Origin of the sequence: Rhizobium sp. BT04 (genome assembly GCF_030053135.1) — a bacterium.
GTDB lineage: Bacteria > Pseudomonadota > Alphaproteobacteria > Rhizobiales > Rhizobiaceae > Rhizobium > Rhizobium binxianense.
The window spans coordinates 3,497,891-3,517,909 of sequence record NZ_CP125652.1; the positions used below are offsets into that span (position 1 = coordinate 3,497,891).

The 20,019-nt window shown below is 61.8% G+C and carries 19 protein-coding genes, 1 tRNA gene and 2 pseudogenes; 15 read left to right on the top strand and 7 right to left on the bottom strand.

Annotated elements, in window-relative coordinates; translation table 11 throughout:
- The first annotated feature begins 362 nt into the window (after positions 1–362).
- Positions 363–1,883 carry an ATP-binding protein gene (locus QMO82_RS25305; protein WP_183605502.1) on the top strand — a complete coding sequence of 507 codons (1,521 nt, stop codon included), beginning with the start codon at positions 363–365 and terminating at the stop codon, positions 1,881–1,883.
- A 121-nt stretch (positions 1,884–2,004) separates the two neighbouring features.
- A tRNA-Arg gene (locus QMO82_RS25310) sits at positions 2,005–2,081 on the top strand.
- Between the two features lie 290 nt (positions 2,082–2,371).
- Here QMO82_RS25310 and QMO82_RS25315 read toward each other — a convergent pair.
- Complete coding sequence (locus QMO82_RS25315; RefSeq protein WP_183605503.1) at positions 2,372–3,247, bottom strand: LysR substrate-binding domain-containing protein; 876 nt, start codon at positions 3,245–3,247, stop codon at positions 2,372–2,374.
- Positions 3,248–3,362: 115 nt separating this feature from the next.
- Here QMO82_RS25315 and QMO82_RS25320 point away from each other — a divergent pair, with 115 nt between their 5' ends.
- A complete protein-coding gene (locus QMO82_RS25320; RefSeq protein WP_183605504.1) occupies positions 3,363–4,067 on the top strand; it encodes an SDR family oxidoreductase in 705 nt (234 codons plus the stop codon).
- An 8-nt stretch (positions 4,068–4,075) separates the two neighbouring features.
- On the top strand, positions 4,076–4,684 hold the full coding sequence (locus tag QMO82_RS25325; protein ID WP_183605505.1) for a pyridoxamine 5'-phosphate oxidase family protein: 609 nt from the start codon (positions 4,076–4,078) through the stop codon (positions 4,682–4,684).
- Between the two features lie 18 nt (positions 4,685–4,702).
- Here QMO82_RS25325 and QMO82_RS25330 read toward each other — a convergent pair whose 3' ends face one another.
- Positions 4,703–6,193, bottom strand: coding sequence for a hypothetical protein (locus QMO82_RS25330; protein ID WP_183606628.1), 1,491 nt, complete (start codon positions 6,191–6,193; stop codon positions 4,703–4,705).
- 209 nt (positions 6,194–6,402) lie between these two features.
- Positions 6,403–6,822: a hypothetical protein gene (locus QMO82_RS25335; protein ID WP_183605506.1), complete on the bottom strand. Its 420-nt coding sequence runs from the start codon at positions 6,820–6,822 to the stop codon at positions 6,403–6,405.
- Positions 6,823–7,109: 287 nt separating this feature from the next.
- Here QMO82_RS25335 and QMO82_RS25340 point away from each other — a divergent pair, with 287 nt between their 5' ends.
- Positions 7,110–7,697, top strand: coding sequence for a hypothetical protein (locus QMO82_RS25340; protein WP_183606629.1), 588 nt, complete (start codon positions 7,110–7,112; stop codon positions 7,695–7,697).
- 92 nt (positions 7,698–7,789) lie between these two features.
- On the opposite strand, the pseudogene QMO82_RS25345 reads toward QMO82_RS25340, so the two are convergent.
- Positions 7,790–8,483: pseudogene (locus tag QMO82_RS25345) on the bottom strand (class I SAM-dependent methyltransferase); the annotation flags it as partial.
- A 187-nt stretch (positions 8,484–8,670) separates the two neighbouring features.
- Here QMO82_RS25345 and QMO82_RS25350 point away from each other — a divergent pair.
- From QMO82_RS25350 to QMO82_RS25390, 9 genes are all read left to right on the top strand, one after another.
- Positions 8,671–8,991 (top strand): hypothetical protein, encoded by a 321-nt coding sequence (locus QMO82_RS25350; protein WP_183605507.1) that lies wholly within the window; start codon positions 8,671–8,673, stop codon positions 8,989–8,991.
- 192 nt (positions 8,992–9,183) lie between these two features.
- Entirely contained in the window at positions 9,184–9,555 is a 372-nt protein-coding gene (locus QMO82_RS25355; RefSeq protein ID WP_183605508.1) for a cell surface protein, read from the top strand.
- Between the two features lie 155 nt (positions 9,556–9,710).
- On the top strand, positions 9,711–10,013 hold the full coding sequence (locus tag QMO82_RS25360; RefSeq protein WP_183605509.1) for a hypothetical protein: 303 nt from the start codon (positions 9,711–9,713) through the stop codon (positions 10,011–10,013).
- Between the two features lie 384 nt (positions 10,014–10,397).
- Positions 10,398–11,069, top strand: coding sequence for a class I SAM-dependent methyltransferase (locus QMO82_RS25365; protein ID WP_183605510.1), 672 nt, complete (start codon positions 10,398–10,400; stop codon positions 11,067–11,069).
- 19 nt (positions 11,070–11,088) lie between these two features.
- Positions 11,089–11,721, top strand: a complete 633-nt coding sequence (locus QMO82_RS25370; protein WP_183605511.1) for a TetR family transcriptional regulator — start codon at positions 11,089–11,091, stop codon at positions 11,719–11,721.
- 259 nt (positions 11,722–11,980) lie between these two features.
- On the top strand, positions 11,981–12,862 hold the full coding sequence (locus QMO82_RS25375; RefSeq protein ID WP_183605512.1) for an aldo/keto reductase: 882 nt from the start codon (positions 11,981–11,983) through the stop codon (positions 12,860–12,862).
- 510 nt (positions 12,863–13,372) lie between these two features.
- On the top strand, positions 13,373–14,650 hold the full coding sequence (locus QMO82_RS25380) for an alpha/beta hydrolase (protein WP_183605513.1): 1,278 nt from the start codon (positions 13,373–13,375) through the stop codon (positions 14,648–14,650).
- A 79-nt stretch (positions 14,651–14,729) separates the two neighbouring features.
- The gene (locus tag QMO82_RS25385; protein ID WP_183605514.1) at positions 14,730–15,980 is read left to right on the top strand and encodes an FAD-binding oxidoreductase; all 1,251 of its coding nucleotides are present in this window, start codon (positions 14,730–14,732) and stop codon (positions 15,978–15,980) included.
- 38 nt (positions 15,981–16,018) lie between these two features.
- The gene (locus QMO82_RS25390; RefSeq protein WP_183605515.1) at positions 16,019–17,056 is read left to right on the top strand and encodes a 4-hydroxyproline epimerase; all 1,038 of its coding nucleotides are present in this window, start codon (positions 16,019–16,021) and stop codon (positions 17,054–17,056) included.
- Between the two features lie 93 nt (positions 17,057–17,149).
- On the opposite strand, the gene QMO82_RS25395 is transcribed toward QMO82_RS25390, so the two are convergent.
- On the bottom strand, positions 17,150–17,965 hold the full coding sequence (locus QMO82_RS25395) for an oxidoreductase (protein ID WP_183605516.1): 816 nt from the start codon (positions 17,963–17,965) through the stop codon (positions 17,150–17,152).
- A gap of 475 nt (positions 17,966–18,440) precedes the next feature.
- Here QMO82_RS25395 and QMO82_RS25400 point away from each other — a divergent pair, with 475 nt between their 5' ends.
- Positions 18,441–19,073: a TetR/AcrR family transcriptional regulator gene (locus QMO82_RS25400; protein ID WP_183605517.1), complete on the top strand. Its 633-nt coding sequence runs from the start codon at positions 18,441–18,443 to the stop codon at positions 19,071–19,073.
- A 61-nt stretch (positions 19,074–19,134) separates the two neighbouring features.
- On the opposite strand, the gene QMO82_RS25405 is transcribed toward QMO82_RS25400, so the two are convergent.
- Positions 19,135–19,431, bottom strand: coding sequence for a YciI family protein (locus QMO82_RS25405; protein ID WP_183605518.1), 297 nt, complete (start codon positions 19,429–19,431; stop codon positions 19,135–19,137).
- Between the two features lie 242 nt (positions 19,432–19,673).
- Positions 19,674–19,942, bottom strand: a pseudogene (locus QMO82_RS25410) (TetR/AcrR family transcriptional regulator); the annotation flags it as partial.
- Positions 19,943–20,019 lie beyond the last annotated feature (77 nt).

Here is a 20,019-nt window from a genome sequence, read left to right on the forward strand (position 1 = left end):
TGTCACACCACCTTCTAGCGCCGCCTCCGGGCGGCGTTAGTTTATTCTGTCTGGACCGCATCGGGCAAAGACCCCGCCCCAAACCCCTCCCCACAAGGGGGAGGGGCTCAACCTGCCGCACCGGCGCTTCCGACTTCATCGTCTCATCCGCGGAAAGGCTGATATTTGCTGCGTGCGGGCGCCGCGAATTAGCCCTCCCCCTTGTGGGGAGGGGTTTGGGAGGGGACTTTTTCCTCCAGGCCGGGCGTTTCTTTGTGACGACGTGACGCTGCTCGCAAAGATTTGAAAGCGGAGGCTTTTGGTCTAATATAGAGCTCCAACGGTGAGGGCGGCCGACGTGCTGCCGATCGGGCGAGACCAGAATGCCGATTCAAAATCAGGGCGACAATCCTTCGGCGGAAACCCCCGCGGCCGGCGAGGCCGCAAGGGCGCCGTGCCCGTCTGCCGGCATGTTCGGCGGGCTGTCCGGCAAGCTGCTCTGGCTCACCGTCGTCTTCATCATGCTCGCCGAAATCCTGATTTTCTTCCCCTCGGTCGCCGGCATGCGCATCCGCTGGCTGCAGGACAGGCTGAACACGGCAGCCGCCGCCGCCATCGTCATCGACGGGCTGCAGCCGGTCGAGCTGCCGCGCGCGCTGCAGAAGGAAACGCTGGAGGCGACCGGCACCAAGGCGATCGTGCTGCGCAAGGACGGCACCTCGCGGCTGTTGGCGACCACCGATATGCCGACCTCGGTCGACGAGGCCTATGATCTCACCGACGTGCCGCCAATGACGGCGATCCGCGATGCGCTCGACACCTTGGTCTTCGGCGGCGCCAGGATGATCCGCGTCTACGGCCCGGTCGGCGACACCAATACCGGCGTCGAGGTGGTGATGAGAGACAGGCAGTTGCGCACGGCGATGTTTGCCTATTCCCGCAACGTCCTGCTGCTGTCGGTGCTGATCTCGCTCTTCACCGCGACGCTGATCTTCTTTGCGATCAACCGCATCCTCATCGGCCCGATCCGCCGGCTGACCGGCAGCATGCAGCAATTCTCCTCCGATCCCGAAAACCCCGCCCATATCTATATCGGCGACGGCGGCCGCGACGAACTGGCGGTCGCCGGCCGCAACCTCACCTCGATGCAGATGGAGCTGCAGAAGACGCTGAAGCAGCAGAAGAACCTTGCCGCTCTCGGCCTCGCCGTCTCCAAGATCAATCACGACATGCGCAATATCCTGGCGTCGGCGCAGCTGATGTCGGACCGGCTGGTCGATGTCGATGATCCGATGGTCAAGAGCTTCGCCCCGAAGCTGCTGCGCACCATCGACCGCGCCGTCGGCTACACCACCGAGGTGCTGTCCTATGGCAAGGCCAGCGAATCGGCCCCGCGCCGCCGCCATATCCTGCTTTTGGAGCTCACCCAGGACGTCAAGGACATGCTGGCGATCGATCCGCAAAGCGGCATCGAATTCACGGAGCAGATCGGCGCCGATCTCAAGGTCGATGCCGACGGCGAGCAACTGTTCCGGGTCATCCACAATCTCTGCCGCAACGCGCTGCAGGCGCTGACCGCGCCGGGCGAGGCCTCCCCGGGCGCCGTCAGGCGCATCACCGTCGCCGCCCAGCGCGTCGGCAGCGTCGTCAGCATCACCGTCGATGATACCGGCCCCGGCATGCCTTTGAAGGCGCGCCAGAACCTCTTTGCCGCCTTCCGCGGTTCCGCCCGCTCCGGCGGCACCGGCTTAGGCCTCACCATCGCCCGCGAGCTGGTGCTCGCCCATGGCGGTACGATCGCGCTTGTGGAAAAACCGACGGTCGGCACGCAGTTCCGCATCGAGATCCCCGATCGCCCGGTTTCACTGGAGGATTACCGCAGCCGGACGCACAGCGAAAAGTGACAGGCTTCGGAAGGCGCTGATACAAACTGGCAAAGACGCGATTTTTTCAGAATTGCTCTTGCATTGTCCCGAAGGACGTTTTAGAGGATCGCCCACGCAAGCGGCACCGCCGCATTTGCACGCACCCGTAGCTCAGCTGGATAGAGCACCAGACTACGAATCTGGGGGTCAGGAGTTCGAATCTCTTCGGGTGCGCCATTTCTCTTCTGTCACTGCAGATCCGCGTTAACGCCTCGAACGGCAAGGTCAAACCGCCGTCCGTCCGAACCTTGCCCTGAGGCGGCTTGGCAGGCAGTTACAGGGCATGACAGAACAGACCCATGAAAAACCAACCCGCCGTGGGCCACTTCAAGTGGATGGATCCTCTGCTGCTCGCTATCGCCATCGTTCTGGCCGCCGCCTCATAGGCTGACGATCCTCCCAAAAGGGCAGGGGCCCCCGAGACTTGCCGCCATGCGGGATAAAGCTCCCGGGTCTAGTCTAAACATCTAGCCGACCGATAACCGTGCTGCACACCAGTGCCATACCGCATCGACCGCCTTTCGCGGCGATGACGAGCGTTTGCGGATCAGGAAATAGTCGGGTTCGATTGTTGTGGTCGCATCCGTCACCCGCACCAGCCGCCCGGCCTCGAGATCCGCCGCCACGAAAGCCCGGCATGCCAGGGCGACGCCCTGGCCGGCGAGCGCCGCATCAAGCGCCAGCGTCGTGTGGTTGAACACGGCGCCCGGCAGCTTCTCGCGCGATCGCAGCACGAGCGGCCAGGGGCTGAGTGTGTCATGTAGGAGCGGCAGCTTGCGAAGCGCATCGGCTGTCAGAGGAAGGGCCAGGCCCTTGACCAGATGAGGGCTGGCGACGGCGACCAGTTCCTGGCGAAACAGCAGCCTCGCCTCCAGGGATGCCGGAAAAGGCTGGCGTGTCAGCCGCACCGCAATGTCCACCTGATCGCGATCGAAATCGGACAGCGCCTCGGTGGCGACCGTCCGTAGCTCCACGTCGGGAAGGGCCGCCTTGAGCTCGGCGAGGCGGGGGATCAACAGCTTGGCGGCGACCGTCGGGGTGACGCTGATCGTCACGGCATCAGGCCGTGCGAGCAGCCGACCCGTGGCGTCACTGAGTGTATCGAAGGCACGGGTCACATCGGCAAGATAGGCCGCCCCCTGCGGGGTCAGAGCCAGCCCACGCGCCAGCCGCTGAAACAACATCAGGCCGAGTTGATCTTCCAGCGCGCGCACCTGCTGCGCCACCGCCCCTTGCGAGACGCCCAGCTCCTCGGCGGCGGCGCGGAAATTCAACCTGCGGCCCGAGACCTCGAAGGCGCGCAGGGCATTCAGCGGCGGCAGCTTGCGGCGGGGTTGGACCATTGGTTTTCCGAGGGCATTCCAGTAGATTTTCTACAGTCTGACACGTTTCTTTCTGGCGCGAAAGTCGACGCTGTCTCTGGCATACTGCTGCGCAATTCAACGATTGGAGGCTCTGATGTCGAAAGAAAAAGTCGCTCTCATCACCGCAGGCGGTTCCGGCATGGGCGCCGCCGCCGCCAGAAAACTCGCTGGGGATGGCTATCGCATTGCGGTGCTGTCGTCGTCGGGCAAGGGCGAGGCGCTCGCCCGGGAATTGGGCGGCGTCGGCGTCACCGGCTCGAACCTGGTGAATGACGATGTGAAGCGGCTCGTCGATCTGGCGATGGAGACATGGGGGCGGATCGACGCGCTGGTCAACTCCGCCGGCCATGGCCCGCGTGCGCCGATCCTTGAAATATCAGACGAGGACTGGCACAAGGGCATGGAGGTCTATTTCCTGAGCGCCGTGCGGCCGATCCGGCTGGTCGCGCCGATCATGGAGGCTCAAGGGGGCGGCGCCATCGTCAACATCTCGACGGCATGGGCCTTCGAGCCTTCGGCGATGTTCCCAACTTCGGCGTTTGCCAGGGCGGGGCTGGCGAGCTTCACCAAGATCTTCGCGGATAGTTATGCGGCCAAGAACATCCGCATGAACAACGTCCTGCCCGGCTGGATCGACAGCCTGCCCGCCACCGACGAGCGGCGTGACAGCGTGCCGATGGGCCGCTATGGCACGGCCGAGGAAATCGCAGCGACGGTTGCCTTCCTGCTCTCCGAAGGCGCCGGCTACATCACCGGCCAGAACATCCGCGTCGATGGCGGCATTACCCGTTCCGTCTGAGCCAGGCCATGGAGATAGATCATGAGGCCGTGCCACCGAACCTCGCCGAGATAGACGCTTCTGCATGGCGAGAGCTGGAAACGGCGGCGTCAAACCCGCAGTCGGGTTTCCGGTTCTTGAACCTCTGCTCCGTCGATACCGAGGCCAGGCCGCAGGCGCGCATGGTGGTGCTGCGGCGCGCTGACCGGTCGTTGCTGCTTCTGGAGTTTCACACCGATGCGCGCAGCCCGAAATGGCGTGAGCTTTCGGCAAATCCCCATGCCACGGTCCTCGGCTTCTGCGCGCAGACGCAGTTGCAGTTTCGGCTTCAGGGGACGGTCGAACGCCATACTCCTGGAAGTCATCAGGCCAACGCCGCCTGGGACAAGCTCTCCGCCTGGACGCGGATGACCTATGCCGGCGGTCCACCCGGCGACGAGCTTGGCTTTGACGCCGTTGATGAGGCAGCTCTGCCGAAGCCTGTGGATGCGGCTGAGGGAAAGCCGCATTTCGGCCTGTTGATCTTTCGCGCTCGGGCGCTGGACTGGTTCCAGTTGCGCCGGCAGGGCAACCGAAGAGCGCTGCTGACCTATGACGAGACGGGCGCTCTTGCAGCCAGCCAATGGGTCAATCCATGACAGGGATCGGTGGCGCCCTCACGGGCGCAGCCGCACGACAATCGAAGCTTCGGGAATCCGCAACTGTTCGGCGAGCGCCTCCACTTCTTTCCCATCCGTTCCCCCCAGAACAAAGTGGTCGCCCATGATCGGCTCCCTCATCCAGGGTTCCATCACCACCTTGTCGTTGATCAGCACCTGCGTCTGCCGTCCCAATGCTGCCTGGGTGAAATCGCGGAAAGTGGCGGCGCTTTCCGGGGTGAGCACGATATTCAGGCCCTGGTCGGAGGACACGGGAGACCGGACTACCTCCGCGCTCTGCACCTTAAGCGAGACCGGCGCGATCGCCTTGGCCTCCACATTGCCTGCGGCAACGGTTGTATCCGGCGATGCCGTTGGCGGAACCGGCTTTGTTGAAAGTTCATCCAGGATGCCCGGCCGGGTGGTGGCCGATGGCAGGGGCTCCCCCCGCAGATCGGGCGTCGGCAGATCCGTTGCCGTCAGGGCCGTGGGAAGCGGCAGGCGCGCCGGCATATCCTCGCGCAGGATGTGGGTATATGTGCGGAACGTTGCCCCGCCGGTCGTCATGCTGATGGTCTCGGTTGCTTCGACCGCCGAACCATCGTCCAGCGACACCACGAATTTGGCGCTTCGGGTCTTGCTGGCGCGTTTGACCGAAGCCAGTTGATCGGCGGCAAGACTTTTTACCCGGTCGGGAAAGGCCGCCATCATCTTTGTGATCGCCAACTGCTGCGACTGGCTGAACGCCGCGGCATCGAATTCCTCCGACAGGGAAAGGGTCGCTGTGCGCGAGACCGCGTCGGTGGATTCCAGGGTCCAGGTCGACACCACGGGGACATCGACGCCGCTATAATCCTCGGTTTGCGACACCTCCAGGGGCTGGCCGATCTGCATGACGTCATCCTGATCGGATTGCCCCATCGCAAGCAACTGTGCCTCCGGCACCAAGGCGGCCGCAATGAGCAAAGGATTCTGCTCTATCTTGCTGAGGATGTCATAGACGCCGCTTGCCCGCGTCGCGGAGGCACCCGTTTCGGCGACCCCACCCGGCCCATTGGCGGCCATCTCGCGCATATGCGCGAGGATCCGATCGGCACCGAACAGAGTGTTAGGAGAGCCGTTCAGGTCCGTTTCCAGCTCGAGCGTTGGGGTGCCATAGGCTGTCAGCGAATTCCGATAAGGCAGGTTCATCTGATAGCTGTCGGGAGAGCCTGCGGTGCCTGCCGGCAGATCGGCGCTGAGGGACCAGCGGACCCGCATGCCGTTTTCATCCCGCGACAGAACCGTCATGCGCTGGCGAAACGCACCGCGCACTGTCACCGAGGCGCCTGGCTTGTCGAACCAGAACGACATATCAGTTTCGATGGCTTTTTGAACGCTGTAGCCATGCTCGACGCCGGTCGCCGGCTCATAGCCCGGAATTGTGATGCCATCGTCGGACCATGCCGGATGGGAGAGTGTGACGCCCAGGCAAAACCAGACAAAACTCTTCCAGTACAATGATGTCATGCTGGCAAGGCCTCTGAACATTGAAGGTTGCGGCACCTTCCGGCTGCCGGCAGCGAGCATATTTGCCGATGAAGAGGATGGGTAGTACCCCTGTCGCAATAATCGTTTTGCGCGAAGCTGCTTCAGGTTTTCAACATCGAGATCGGGAGATTATGGTTAACTTCTCAGCGGCCGCTCCGGTCTCTGCCCCAAGACAGCGAAGCGAAAAACTATTGCTCGTCCGGATGGTCTTTCATATAGGCTTCCCTTTCTTCCTTCCCGAACAAGGCTGAGTAATAGCCGCTGCAAACCAGGTATGAGCACTCATCCGGGTTGCCCGTTTGCCATCCCGGCTGGCAGAGGACGACGCGACGGAATTTGGCGTTGCAAAGCCCGTGGTTTGCCAAGAGCCGCGGATCGTTTCCGAAATACGCGCTTATGGCGTCCTGGTGAGTCCATGCGGGAACGATTTTCCAATCAGCGGCGCCGCCCTCAGCGCTCACATTGCCGGTCGCACAGAAGGACCAGTTCGAGATCACGACCGGCTGATCGCAGGGAAAGGCCTGGACGGCGCTTGCCAGCAAGATCGAAAACAAGGCCAGCAATCGCTTGCCGCAAACAACCACGCTCTTTTCCCCCATGCCGATCATTCGTATCGCGCTCCTATCCCCTGAGATTTAGTGCCCTGATCCTAGCAGACGCAATCGGAGAATATAAGATCAAAACTAAGAATATTTTCCTAGTTCATGGATCGTTCTTGCGCTAGGTTGCCCGCAATTGCAACCATGGAATGCCGGATGTCGAGCAAATTTTTCCCTATCGGCGAGGTGGTCGTCTGGACCGGCTTTGGCCATGACACGCGCTATGAATGGAATTCCCGGTCTCGCAGCACCGGCGTTTTGCCGAAGGATCGGCCGGTAACAGGGGCGAGGGGCTGATGGCGGAATTCAACCCTCGTGACAAGAGCCGAACCAGTGCCGGCAAGACGCGGGCGATGGTGCGCAAGCATACTGCTCCGCCGAGCGGCACGGATGACGGCAGCCTTCGCTGGCAATGGTTCACCATTCAGCTGCTGGAATCCCCGGCTTTCACGACATTGAGCGCCAATGCCTGCCGGGCTTTCTTCCGCATCGTCATCGAGCATACCTCGCACGCAGCCCTTGAGAACGGCAAGCTTGTGGTGACCCATCCGCAATTCGTGTCCTACGGCGTTACCGGCGAATATGTCGCCGATGCGCTCGATGAGCTGGAATATAAGGGGCTGATAAAAGTTCGCCGCGGCCGGGCGGGCAGCGGGGTCGCGCATCCCAACCGGTTCACGCTGACATTTGTCGGCGACCACGAGGGCGCGCCACCCACCGACGAGTGGAAGCGGTGCACGGCCGAAAACTGCCGGAAATGGTCCGAGACCGACCGCAAGCTCGCCGCCGACAAACGCGGTCGCCTCGGCAGGAAGAAAAAAACGCCGCTTCGGAATCCCGAAATACTGCCGCTTCGGGATTCCGAAATTCGCCGCGCTTCATGATGGGTGAGGCCGAGGAAATAGTGAAGGATTTCAAGGCAGCAGCCAATTTCGGGATTCCGAGGTGCTATATAGAGTCTGGTGGGGAGTTGCTGACGAAGGCACTTTGCCACGGTCAGAAACTCCGTCTCCCGTCCGCCGATCTTCCCGGCCGAAACTGTCCGAAGCAGAAGGCCGAAAGCCTCATAGAGCCAGTAAAGCGGGGGAATTCGGTCCTTGAGCGCATGCACCTGGGTCGACACATATTCGCCGACGAAGACGATATCCATGCCGAGGTCCTTCAATGTCCCGGCATTCTCCGAATCGGATGCCTCGGCGGCGTGCTCGACGCGAAATGGAGCATAGCCCGGCTTGCCGGCGTTTTTCTGCCTGATGACATAGCGATAGAACAACACGTGGCTCCACCAAGGCGTGAGATCGGTGAAGATGCCTTTGGCCGAGCTGAGGATCGGGCCTTTGACGAACACCAGGCCACCGGGAGGCAGGGTGTCATGAGCTCTCAACAAGGCAGAGCGCGGGCTTTCCAAACGCTGAGAACGTCCCAGAAGACACAGGCGTCGAAGTGACGGTCTCCGTAATCTGTGGTTTGAGCATCGCCGAGGATCCGCTCCGCGGCGTCCTTGTTCCTCTCGAGCTGCTCCTTCGAGATGTCGAGGACCGTATATCGCGCGCCTTTCAGTAGGATATGCGTGCGGGAGCCGCCGCCAACCTCAAGAATATCAGTGTTGATCTTGCTGGAAATGCTGATTGCGCATGCGACAGCGCGTCGTTTACCCACGGCGAAACCATAATCTTCCTCCCCCGAAGAGATTAATGTCCGTGATTATTAGTAATCGCTAATATAATATTTAAGCAATATTCAAACTTGCGCGGTGCTGCCGTTCTTAACCCACGGTGACATGCATTAGTTTCGCGCAACCTTCCTGATGTATCCGCGGGTCTGATGATCTCAGAGGCGCTTCGGCCGGAGGAATGCATGACGGTGGGAATTTTTCGGGCTCCGGCAGTCCTGGCGATGATGACGGCGCTTGCCGGCTGCATCGACCACGCCAACGATCCCGTGCTCCTGGCGATCGGCGTGCCGGTCAATCCGCCTGCTGTTGCACACGGTATCTGCATGACCGACGGCAACGCCATGTATGATGAGGCGAGGAAGCAGTATCAGCTGCGCGCCCAGCTGACCGGCTATGTCGGAGCCGATGAACTGGAGGCGGAAACGACGGCGCGCGCCGCTGCCCATCGGCAATATGTCGCCTGCCTCTCCGGCCAAGGCTACCGGACATTATACGCGAATTAAGAACACAGAATTCACGTTTCCGCCCCTGTGCTGTTTGAGCCTCTTCTGCTGATCGCGACTTTTCACGTTTTTCGGCGATTTAGTCACGCCGGATCGCCTGCAATCACGAGTTTTGGAAGTTGCATGGGAACGCGGAACTCCGCATGTGGGAAAGGCATTTTCGTCGGATAAATCCAGTAAGGAGGGTTTATCATGAAGATGCTCAGACTTTCCCCTTCCACCGTCGCGCTCGGTGCCCTTCTCGCCTTCGCGTCGATCGCATCAGTGCAGGCAGCCCCTGTCGAGACGGCTTTCCCGCCCGGTATCTCTGATGTAAAAATGGTGCAATATAAACCACATGCCGGATCCTGGCATGGTTATCAAGGCTTCCGCACCGAACGCCCCGGCACGCGGCGCTATTCCGATGGCTACTGGTATCCGCTTGCCGCCTTCGGCGTCGAACCCGGCACCACGGGCTCCATTGTCCGCCAGCCGGTGAACAGACCTGCAGCCCCGGAAATGTGCAACCCTACGTTCTCGGGATCGATCGGTCCCGGCAGCATGCCCTGCGATAACGGCTATTGAGCCGGCAAATGAAAAGGCGGCGATGAGCCGCCTTTTTCTCGATCATGGCCTCCCCTCACATGTCTGTGATCCCTGCTTGCGGGCTGTGGTTTGTGACAGATCGCCTTCCTAATTGCGGGGAGTAAATTCCCTGAAATCCTCCCAAGGAGACGATGATGACCACCACTTTCAAGACCGGCCTGATCGCCGCGACGCTCAGTGCAATGCTCGGCCTCTCGGCCCTTTCCGCCGCGGCAGCTCCCCTCCAGTCGAGCGCGACGGAGCAGGGTGCGACCGCGCGTCCGGTTGCCAACCAGGAAACCAAGGTTGAACACGACCGGCGCACGACCGGCTCGATCGGCGAGCGCGCCGCGGAAACCACCGGCTCGACGCACTATATGATGAACCCGAAGAAGCCGCTGAACATGGACTGCAAGCTCGGTTTCAACCCAACGAGCAGTTCCAGCTGCAATTACTGAGGACATCTGCAGCGGTCCGGTTCGGGTATTGCCCCTCACCCTAACCCTCGCCCCGCAAAGAACGGGGAGAGGGGACGTGCCTCGCGAGACGTGGGTGAGGAACGGAGAGGTCGCGGCATATCCCCTTCGCGCCGCGAGCGGGGAGAAGGTGGCGGGAGCCGCCACCCTTTTGCTGGGAGTGCCGTCCTGTCTTTCCCTAACTCCTATGCGCAAATCTTGCATCAAGTGCAAAAATCCCATAAGTACAGAATCAAGCAAATGATCGATGGTGGCGCTGCGAAACGCCGCATCGAAGAGTGATTGACGTGTCTGCCTTGGAATTGCCATGCTCGCCGCGATGGTCGCTTTTCATAATCAATCGAATTTCAGACAGGTGGGATAGTCATGACCGCAAAGGCTGCATGCGCCGATTTCCTGCATTTTTTCCGCTCCTGGATCAGCAACCCGCTTCGGGTCGCGGCCATCGCGCCCTCGGGCGATTCGCTTGCCAGGATCATGACCAGTGAGATTGCCGCACTCGACGGGCCGATCATCGAGCTCGGTCCCGGAACCGGCGTCTTCACCCGGGCACTCCTGGCGCGCGGCGTCAGCGAAGCGGATCTGACTCTGATCGAATACGGTCCGGAGTTCATCACGGCGCTGCAGGCGCGGTTCCCGACGGCGCGTGTGTTGCAGATGGATGCGGCCCAACTCGCCCATGCCGATATTTTCGAGGGCGAGCCGGTCGGCGCTGTCGTCAGCGGCCTGCCGCTTTTGTCCATGTCGCCGAGCAAGATCGCCTCGATCCTGGCCGGCGCCTTCGCCTATATGCGGCCGGGCGGGGCCGTCTATCAGTTTACCTATGGTCCGCGCTGCCCGGCGCCGCGGCCGATCCTCGACCGCCTCGGCCTGGAGGCGGTGCGCATCGGCGGCACGGTGCGCAATCTGCCGCCGGCCTCGGTCTACCGGATCTCGCGCCGCGAGCCGCTGGAATTGTCGCGCGAGCGCTTCAGCTATCGTGAGGGCGACGCGGAACTCGACGATGTCGCCGCCTTTTCCAACGAAACCGGCCGCTGAACGATGATGCCGGGCAGGAATGGCTGAGAGCAAACGGACGCAGACGGGGGAAGGCCGGCGAGAACGCAAGCGGCGGCAGACGCGCGAGCGCATCGAGCAGGCGGCGGTGAGCCTCTTTCTCCGGCGCGGTTTCGAGGCCACGACCATCGAGGACATCACCGAGGCGGCCGACGTCTCCAAGCGCAGTTTTTTCGATTATTTCCCCTCCAAGGAAGAGGTGGTTTTCGCCTGGCAGGATAGTTTCGCCGATCGGCTGACGGCGGAGGTCGCCGCAAGGCCCGCGAGTGAATCTTCCGTCGCGGCGGTCGAGGCGGCGATCGCCGCAACCGTCATCGCCTCTGTCGACGAGCGTGGCCTGGCGCTGGCTGAACTCATCCATGACACGCCGGCGCTGAAGGCTCGCGACCAGCTGAAATATGCCCGGCTCGAACAAAAGCTCGCCGAGGCGCTGCTGCTGCGCAAGGGAAGCGCTCCCGAGCGCTCCCGCATGCGCGTCCTTGCAGCAGTTGTCATCGGTGCGCTGCGCGTCGGCAGCGAACTTTGGCAGCAGCGTCCGCCCGGCGCCTCGCCGCAGAATTTCGCTCATGAGATCCTCGCCGAACTCTGGAACATCCTGGCGGAATTCGGCGACGAGGCAAAGGCCAGGCTTTGACGGGCCTCGCCTGAGAGTGATGGCTGTTTTCAGCGCCGTCACTGTAATCCCGACGGCGCCGTCCTATATGTGCAGGCGTCGCAGCGTCCGCATCTCATTCATCACCTCACCATGCCGGCATCGCTTCGATCAGGGCAGACATTTCGAATTCGAAGGCATCTCCAATGGCCGCGCCATGCATGCCGCGGCCATTGGACTGGGCGGTTTCCGACCGCTCCGCCGATTTTGAACGATTCCATTGACCAAGAGAGGAAAGACCATGTCCAGTCACAACGCAGCCAAGTCAGGCACCTTCAAGATCGGCGGCGAAATCGAGATCAACCGTCTCGGTTTCGGCGCCATGCGCGTCACCGGTGACGGCATCTGGGGCGAGCCCGCCGATCATGCCGAATCGATCCGAACGCTGAAGCGCCTGCCGGAACTCGGCGTCAATTTCATCGATACGGCCGATTCCTACGGTCCCGATGTTTCCGAATGGCTGATCAAGGAGGCGCTGCATCCCTATGCCGCCAAGTCCGTCATCGCCACCAAGGGCGGCCTGACCCGCCATGGTCCGAATCTCTGGCTGCCCGTCGGCCGTCCGGAATATCTGATCCAGCAGGTGCATAAGAGCCTGCGCAATCTCGGCCTCGAGCAGATCGACCTCTGGCAGCTGCACCGCATCGATCCGAAGGTACCGGCCAAGGAACAGTTCGATGCGATCAAATCGCTGCTCGATGCCGGTCTCATCCGCCATGCCGGCTTGAGCGAAGTGTCCGTTGCCGACATCGAGGCGGCGTCGAAGCACTTCAAGGTCGCGACCGTCCAGAACCGCTACAATCTCGTGGACCGCACCAGCGAGGACGTGCTCGATTACAGCACGAAGCACAATATCGGCTTCATCCCCTGGTACCCGCTGGCCGCCGGCGATCTCGCCAAACCCGGCTCCCTGCTCGATATCATCGCCAGGAAGCACAACGCCGCCCCGAGCCAGATCGCACTCGCCTGGGTGCTGAAGCGCAGCCCGGTCATGCTGCCGATCCCCGGCACCTCCAAGGTCAAGCATCTCGAGGAAAACGTCGCGGCGGTGGAGATCACGCTGTCGGATGAGGAGTTTTCGGCGCTGGACGCGGAGGGTCGGAGGGTTTTCAAGGCGGCTTGATTTGCGCGGACCGGTGTCGGTTTTGACCGGTGGTCCCTTCGCCCCGTTTACGGGGGTCCGAAGGACGGGGCGAGACACGTGGCTCGACCCAGGCAGAGGTGGCGGCAGCCAGGTGAAGGGCAATCTCCCCGGCCTCATTTTTCAGCAAAAATTTGACCATCTGGTCAAACATGCTGCAAAATGAGGCGCCAACCTGCCATTTTAAGGGCAAGCCTTGCATTCAATGCATTGCTGCATTGCGGTATTTTCGCTATTCCCGGTCAAGTGAATGCGGTATTACTATCTTCGTAAGCAGCGCACTCCTCCTCCCAGCGCTCTTACGTCGGACTGACAACACTCCTCCTCCCAGTTGTCAGTCAGGATCAAGAGCCTGGCGCACCTCCTCCCGCGCCAGGCTCTTTTCGTTTTCCGCTCAAGCGTTCCACCTCATCCGGTTTGACTCGGCCCGCGTCGTCGGACTATTTGAACGTGTGCCGCCTGTCCGGTGCGTGAACCGGTTGGAGTTTGGTCATGATCGGCAAATGGCGCGCCTCGCATGCGGCCCTGACAGGTCTTCTGGTTACAGCGCTTATGCTCTCCAGCTGTGGCGGCAGGCCGGTCGGCGTCATGCAGGCGGCCGGCACCGTGCCGCCGGGCACCTCCAAGGTCGATCTCCTCGTCGCGACGACACGGGCTGCCGACGACAATCCCGCCGTGCTGTTCTCCGGTGAACGCGGCACCGGGCTCGCCGTCAATGCCGTCGATGTCTCGATCCCGCCGGAAGCCAATCGCAAGGTCGGGCAGGTGCAATGGCCAAAGCGGCTGCCGGCCGATCCGCTGCGCGATTTCGTCACCGTATCCGTCGATCCCCTGGAAGGCGAGCGGGCCGGCGAGACCTGGCTGAAGGGCCATATGCCGAAGAGCCGCCGCGTGCTGGTTTTCGTGCACGGCTTCAACAATCGTTATGAGGATGCCGTCTACCGCTTCGCGCAGATCGTCCATGATTCCCATGCCGACGTCGCGCCCGTCGTCTTCACCTGGCCGTCGCGCGCCAGCATTTTCGATTATAATTACGACAAGGAAAGCACCAACTATTCCCGCGACGCGCTGGAAGAGCTGCTGACCCGCACCGCCGCCAATCCGGCCGTCAGCGACGTCACCATCATGGCCCACTCGATGGGCACCTGGCTGACCGTCGAGGCGCTCCGGCAAATGGCGATCCGCAATGGTCACGTCGCTTCGAAGATCAACAATGTCATCCTCGCTTCGCCGGATCTCGATGTCGACGTCTTCGGCCGCCAGTTCGCAAGCCTCGGCAAGGACAGGCCGCACTTCACCATCTTCGTCTCGCAGGATGACCGGGCTCTGGCGCTGTCGCGGCGCATCTCCGGCAATGTCGACCGGCTCGGCCAGATCGATCCCTCCGCCGAACCCTATCGCAGCAAGCTCGAAGCAGCCGGCATCACCGTGCTCGACCTCACCAAGCTCAAGGGCGGCGACCGGCTGAACCACGGCAAGTTCGCCGAAAGCCCCGAAGTGGTGAAGCTGATCGGCGACCGGCTGATTGCCGGCCAGACGATCAGCGATTCCAATGTCGGCCTTGGCGAGGCCGTCGGCGCGGTGGCGATGGGCGCTGCCCAGACCGCCGGGAGCGCGGTCAGCGTCGCCGTCAGCACACCGATCGCGATCTTCGATCCACGCACCCGGCGCAACTACGACGCCCAGCTGAAACGTCTCGGCCAGTCGATGAACAATACCGTCGGTTCGGTCGGCGACAGCGTCGGCGCCGGCCTGCCCGAAAGCCAATAAAAATTTCGTAGGCAGCACCGCTGATCTGATATATCAGAGTCGCGACGGCAATCCTGTGTGCTGTGCGATGGGTTGATTCATGGCGGATGAGACGAAGAAGAGCGTGGTTGTCGTCGGCGCGGGCGTGATCGGCGCCTCGATCGCCTTCGAGCTGCAGCGGCGTGGTTTGCAGGTGACGCTGATCGACAAAGGTGAGCCGGGACGCGGCACCTCTTTCGGCAATATGGCGAGCATCGCACTGGATTTTGCCGCCGGTTCTGGCCCTTCGACCTGGAAGAAGATCCCCGGCTGGCTGCTCGATCCGGAAGGCCCGGTCTGGCTGCGGCCCTCCTATGCGGCAAAAATGCTGCCCTGGTTCTTGCGTTTCCTCGCCGCTGGTCGGCCGTCGCGGCTCCGAGCGATCGAGGATGCCGGCATGAGCCTGTCGCACCGGGCGCTCGGCGATTTCAGGCAAATGCTGTCGGCGATCGGCGCGCCCGAGTTGATGACCGAAGAAGGGTGCCTGGCGATCTACGAGACCGAGGCGGAATTTACCGCCGATCGTGCTCATCTCGCCACGATGCAGCGCTACGGTCTCGAATTCGAGGTCTTGAGCAACGGCGCCATCCAATATTACGAACCCACGCTATCGCAGACGATCGCCAAAGCCGTGCTGCTGCCCGACAACAAGTCGATCCGTGATCCCTACAGGCTGGTGGTCAAACTCGCCGACGCCGCAAAGGCTGCGGGCGCAAACTTCGTTTCCGGCGCTGTGAGAAATATCGAGCGCAAGGGCGATGGCACTGCCGTTGTTCTCCTCGAGGATGGCAGGCGCATCGAGGCGGGTTCGGTGGTGCTCGCCGCCGGCGTCCACACCCGTTTCCTCGCCGCAAAGCTCGGCGAGCCGATCCCGCTCGAAACCGAGCGCGGCTATCACACGCAGATCATGAAGCCCGGCATCTCCATGCGTTATTCGGTGATCTGGCCCCATCGCGCCTTCATGGTGACGCCGACGGCGGGCGGCATCCGCGTCGGCGGCAATGTCGAACTCGCCGGTCTCGATGCGGCTCCGGATTTCCGCCGCCCCAGGGTGCTGGTGCGCCATGCCCAGCGGGTGCTGCCCGGCCTGAAGGTCGAGGAGGCGACGGAATGGATGGGGCATCGTCCGGCGCTGCCCGACACGATCCCGATCATTTCGCCGTCGTCGAAGATATCAGGCGTTTTCTATGCGACCGGCCACGGCCATCTCGGCCTGACATATGCCGCAACGACAGCGCTCGTGATTGCCGATATGGTGACCGGCACTGAGCCGCCGGTCGACATGACCCCGTTCCGCATAGGCCGATACTAATGACGGCGTCACCCGCCGTCTGAACCGGAGGTTTCGATATGAGATGGAAGCGCACGATCCAGCTGCTGGATGTCCATGCCGAGGGCGAGATCGGCCGTGTGGCGATCGGTGGCGTCCCGAAAATCCCCGGCGATACCATTGCCGCCCAGCTGCATTGGTTAAACACCGATCCGAAGGGCGACGAGCTTCGCCGTTTCCTCTGCCTGGAGCCGCGCGGCGCCCCGATCGGCTCGGTCAACCTGCTGCTGCCGGCGAGGCACCCGGAGGCCGACGCCGCCTTCATCATCCTGCAGCCCGATCAGGCGCATGCGAGCTCCGGCTCGAACTCGATCTGCGTCACCACGGCGCTGCTCGAATCCGGCATCATCGAGATGCAGGAGCCGGAAACGATCGTCACGCTCGAAACCGCGGCCGGCCTCGTCAAGGCGACGGCAACCTGCCGCGACGGGCGCTGCGAGAAGGTCCGGCTGACGATGGTGCCGTCCTTCGTGCATGAGCTCGATGTCGAGATCAACACGCCGCATTGGGGAAAGATCAAGGCCGATATCTGCTATGGCGGCATCTTCTATGCGCTCGTCGATGTCGGCCAGATCAATCTCAAGATCGAGAAGGCCAATGCCGCCGGCCTCGTGCAGGCCGGCATGATCCTCAAGGAACTGATCAACCGCGACATCAAGGTCGTCCACCCCGAGATCCCGGCAATCTCGGGCGTCGCCTATGTGATGTTCCGCGATACCGAAGCCGATGGCACGGTGCGCACCTGCACCACCATGTGGCCCGGCCGGGCCGACCGCTCGCCCTGCGGCACCGGCAACTCCGCCAATCTCGCCACGCTTTATGCCCGCGGCAAGGCCAAGGTCGGCGATACCTTCACCTCGAAATCGATCATTGGCTCGGAATTCGAGGTCGGCCTGCAGGCGGTCACCGAAGTGGCCGGCCGCCCGGCCGTCATCCCCACCATCACCGGCCGCGGCTTCACCTTCGGCCTGACCCAGGTAGCCCTCGACCCCTTCGACCCGCACCCGAACGGCTTCGCGCTGACGGATGTCTGGGGACCGTCGGCCGGGGAGATTTGATCGCTCAGGCATGAACCCGCGGGGCGGGCGTGGGCATCGGCATTAACCACACGGGGTCACGGCCAGGGGCGCATTGTTGAGCCGCAGAACATGTCAGACCGGCAACTTCATCTGCTTGCGCAGGCTCTTGTCGAATGCACTGGCGGGAACGAAGCGGCGCAGGAAGTGCAGTTGACGGGCGGCTTTGCTGGCGGGATAGCGCAGTTTCGGCGATTTCGCGGTGGCTGCCTTGACGACCGCTTCGCCAACCACTTCGGGCGCATCGCCTGCCTTGATCGCGCTGTTCCAGACAGCTTGTGTCGTCTTGCGGCCGCCGTCGTAAACACCAGTCATGCGGTCGGGCTGCGTCGAGTTATGGTCGAGAGCGGTGCGGGTAAATGCAGGTTCGACGAGCAGGACGCGGATCCCCAACGTGCGGACTTCGTGATCGAGCGATTCGGAATAACCTTCGACAGCATGTTTCGTCGCAGTGTAGAGCGCGCTAAACGGGCTCGGAATGAATCCGACGACCGAACTGATGTTGATGATGCGGCCGTTGCGCTGGTTCCGCATGATCGGCAACACCTCGTTCGTAACACGAATGATCCCGAAGACATTCAAGTCGAAAAGTGCCTGAGCCTGTTCGATCGAGGACTCTTCCGCTCCGCCGATCAGTGCGCCACCGGCATTGTTGACGAGGACGTCGATGCGGCCAGCCTGTTTGATGACCTCGGCGATCATGCCCGCGACCGATTGACTGTCCGTCACGTCGCAGGTCAACATCGTGATGCCATTGATGGACCCGGCTGTCGCCTTGCGGCTGGTTCCAAAGACGCGGTAGCCCGCGGTTACCAGAGCCTTTGCCGTGGCGCGGCCGATACCGGCCGCTGCACCTGTGACGACGGCGACGCCGCGGTTGTTGTTGCTCATTTCAATTTCCTTCCGATCGTGCCGCCAACGGCAATGGGTTGTGGGATATTACGGTCGTCGTTTTGGGTCGGGCGGCCTCGTGGGACCGCCCGGTTGGAACCTGATGTTGAAAGGGATTGCCGGTGTGACTTAGTTCAGCACGCCAGCGCCGGGCCCGAGTTCAAGCAAATGCCGTTCCCCGCGGAAATCTCTTGAGTGATCGCCGTGGCGAGATGCAAACTCGACGGAGCCACCGATGCAGCGCGTAGGGGATTTGCGATCCACCCTCTCGAACGAAGTCGGTCTGTTCGGCGAGCGCAGATCCGCGAGGCCATCTTCCTGGCCGATATGGGCGATTGATATACTCATGGATGCAAATCCCTGAAGTTTCGGCTATGCGTGAACTGGACAGATGCTATCTATACACTGCATAAATCCCGTGTAAAGGGGAATTTATGCAGTGTATAGATCTGGGTGCAATTTTTGAGGAATTGACGTGAGCGTGACAACCCGGGAAAACTACCATCACGGCGAACTTCGCTCGGCTTTGATCGCGGCCTCCGATGAGATCATCCGGGAAAGCGGCGTCGAGGGATTTTCGTTGCGGGAGGCAGCCCGCCGGGCCGGCGTGTCGCCCGGCGCGCCGAAACACCATTTTGGCAGCATCGTCGGCCTGCTCACCGAGGTGGCGATCGCAGCCTATGGCCAACTAGCTCGGTATTTATCCGATGCTCTCGTTGAGGATCAAACTGCTGAGCAGAAGCTCCAGTCGCTCGGGACGGCTTATGTCAGATACGCCCTCGACAATTCCGGCCATTTCCGCCTGATCTGCCGCAAGGATCTGGTCAACCGCCATCACCCCGACTTCGAGCCTGCCGTCTATTCCGCCATGGCTGGCTTCGTCCTTGCCGCCGCAGAATATTATGGATCGACTTTTCCACCGGAAACGGACCAAGCCGTGCATCCCGGCATCGTCGCGGCTGTGTCGACGATCCACGGGATTGCCCACATGGCAATCGAAGACAAATTCTCGTTCGTACTCAGAAGCGACGAGCCGGAAGCCGAGCTGCTGGGCACCTTGCTGCCGTCGATGTTGAACTTTCATTGGCCGGTGAGAGATCTGCGATGAGCCGGTCAACAGCTCGCTGAAAAGCGCTCCCTCTTGGGCCGGCAACGGCGCCGATGCGACGTCAGCCGCGCGCCTTCAGATGAAGCATCGGATGATGTTCATAATGGCCGGCGCCGTTCTTCACGATGGGATCTTCCGACGTGATCGCCTGAATGTCTTGATCATCGCCAATCTGGTAGAGCGAGACGCCGTAGCCGCCGGCAGGATCCATCACCGGACCATGCGCGACGATCTTTCCTTCCTGGAGGTGCGTATCGAGGAAAACCCCATGCTGCTTCATCCATTGCTGCTCGTCGGCAGACATGGTCGCCAGAAAGTCTGGGCGCGGCGGAATGTATTTGCACAGGTAGTATTTCATATCTGGCTCCTGAGTTGCCGGAACATTGAAGACGGTCGCTACGCCCCCACACTTGAGCCTTGCCTCTTTCAGCCTGTCTTCTGCGGCGGAACATCGACCCGCGTCTGGTTACTATCAATTTAAAACTAAGTCACTATCAAAAAGATATCGATATGAAGAATCTTCACGGCCCGAACGACCATCGTCGCAGGCGCTTTGCTCGATGGTGAGCGCGGCGACGGCCAGCACCCGTCGCTTAAGGTTTAGGATGACGTTTCGGAGAGCGCGGAACGGCCGGTCGGCCAGGTGGACAGCGCTTGCTCGGCAACGGCCTCCAGCATCTCGCAGCTGAATCCGGCTTTGGCCTGCACCGCCACGCCATGCGTGAGAGCCATGACGACAAGGGCATCGGCTTTGGCCGTCTCCGGTAGGTCGCCCTCAGCCTTGGCCCGTGCGAAGCCGTTCACGAAGCTGCGCCTGAGCAGCCGCACGAAAGTCGATCAACTTGCCGCACAGGTTCCGCTTCATCCGATTCCCGCCACGGCGCCATTGAAAAGCCCGCGCCGAAGCCGGTCTTCCGCCGGCAGAGTTGAAAGAGATTCCGCAGGT

Excerpts from the sequence above, each read along its gene's own strand:
- QMO82_RS25305 (WP_183605502.1), top strand. The coding sequence starts at position 363 with ATGCCGATTCAAAATCAGGGCGACAATCCTTCGGCGGAAACCCCCGCG.
- QMO82_RS25315 (WP_183605503.1), bottom strand. The coding sequence starts at position 3,247 with ATGGTCCAACCCCGCCGCAAGCTGCCGCCGCTGAATGCCCTGCGCGCC.
- QMO82_RS25320 (WP_183605504.1), top strand. The coding sequence starts at position 3,363 with ATGTCGAAAGAAAAAGTCGCTCTCATCACCGCAGGCGGTTCCGGCATG.
- QMO82_RS25325 (WP_183605505.1), top strand. The coding sequence starts at position 4,076 with ATGGAGATAGATCATGAGGCCGTGCCACCGAACCTCGCCGAGATAGAC.
- QMO82_RS25330 (WP_183606628.1), bottom strand. The coding sequence starts at position 6,193 with ATGACATCATTGTACTGGAAGAGTTTTGTCTGGTTTTGCCTGGGCGTC.
- QMO82_RS25335 (WP_183605506.1), bottom strand. The coding sequence starts at position 6,822 with ATGATCGGCATGGGGGAAAAGAGCGTGGTTGTTTGCGGCAAGCGATTG.
- QMO82_RS25340 (WP_183606629.1), top strand. The coding sequence starts at position 7,110 with ATGGCGGAATTCAACCCTCGTGACAAGAGCCGAACCAGTGCCGGCAAG.
- QMO82_RS25350 (WP_183605507.1), top strand. The coding sequence starts at position 8,671 with ATGACGGTGGGAATTTTTCGGGCTCCGGCAGTCCTGGCGATGATGACG.
- QMO82_RS25355 (WP_183605508.1), top strand. The coding sequence starts at position 9,184 with ATGAAGATGCTCAGACTTTCCCCTTCCACCGTCGCGCTCGGTGCCCTT.
- QMO82_RS25360 (WP_183605509.1), top strand. The coding sequence starts at position 9,711 with ATGACCACCACTTTCAAGACCGGCCTGATCGCCGCGACGCTCAGTGCA.
- QMO82_RS25365 (WP_183605510.1), top strand. The coding sequence starts at position 10,398 with ATGACCGCAAAGGCTGCATGCGCCGATTTCCTGCATTTTTTCCGCTCC.
- QMO82_RS25370 (WP_183605511.1), top strand. The coding sequence starts at position 11,089 with ATGGCTGAGAGCAAACGGACGCAGACGGGGGAAGGCCGGCGAGAACGC.
- QMO82_RS25375 (WP_183605512.1), top strand. The coding sequence starts at position 11,981 with ATGTCCAGTCACAACGCAGCCAAGTCAGGCACCTTCAAGATCGGCGGC.
- QMO82_RS25380 (WP_183605513.1), top strand. The coding sequence starts at position 13,373 with ATGATCGGCAAATGGCGCGCCTCGCATGCGGCCCTGACAGGTCTTCTG.
- QMO82_RS25385 (WP_183605514.1), top strand. The coding sequence starts at position 14,730 with ATGGCGGATGAGACGAAGAAGAGCGTGGTTGTCGTCGGCGCGGGCGTG.
- QMO82_RS25390 (WP_183605515.1), top strand. The coding sequence starts at position 16,019 with ATGAGATGGAAGCGCACGATCCAGCTGCTGGATGTCCATGCCGAGGGC.
- QMO82_RS25395 (WP_183605516.1), bottom strand. The coding sequence starts at position 17,965 with ATGAGCAACAACAACCGCGGCGTCGCCGTCGTCACAGGTGCAGCGGCC.
- QMO82_RS25405 (WP_183605518.1), bottom strand. The coding sequence starts at position 19,431 with ATGAAATACTACCTGTGCAAATACATTCCGCCGCGCCCAGACTTTCTG.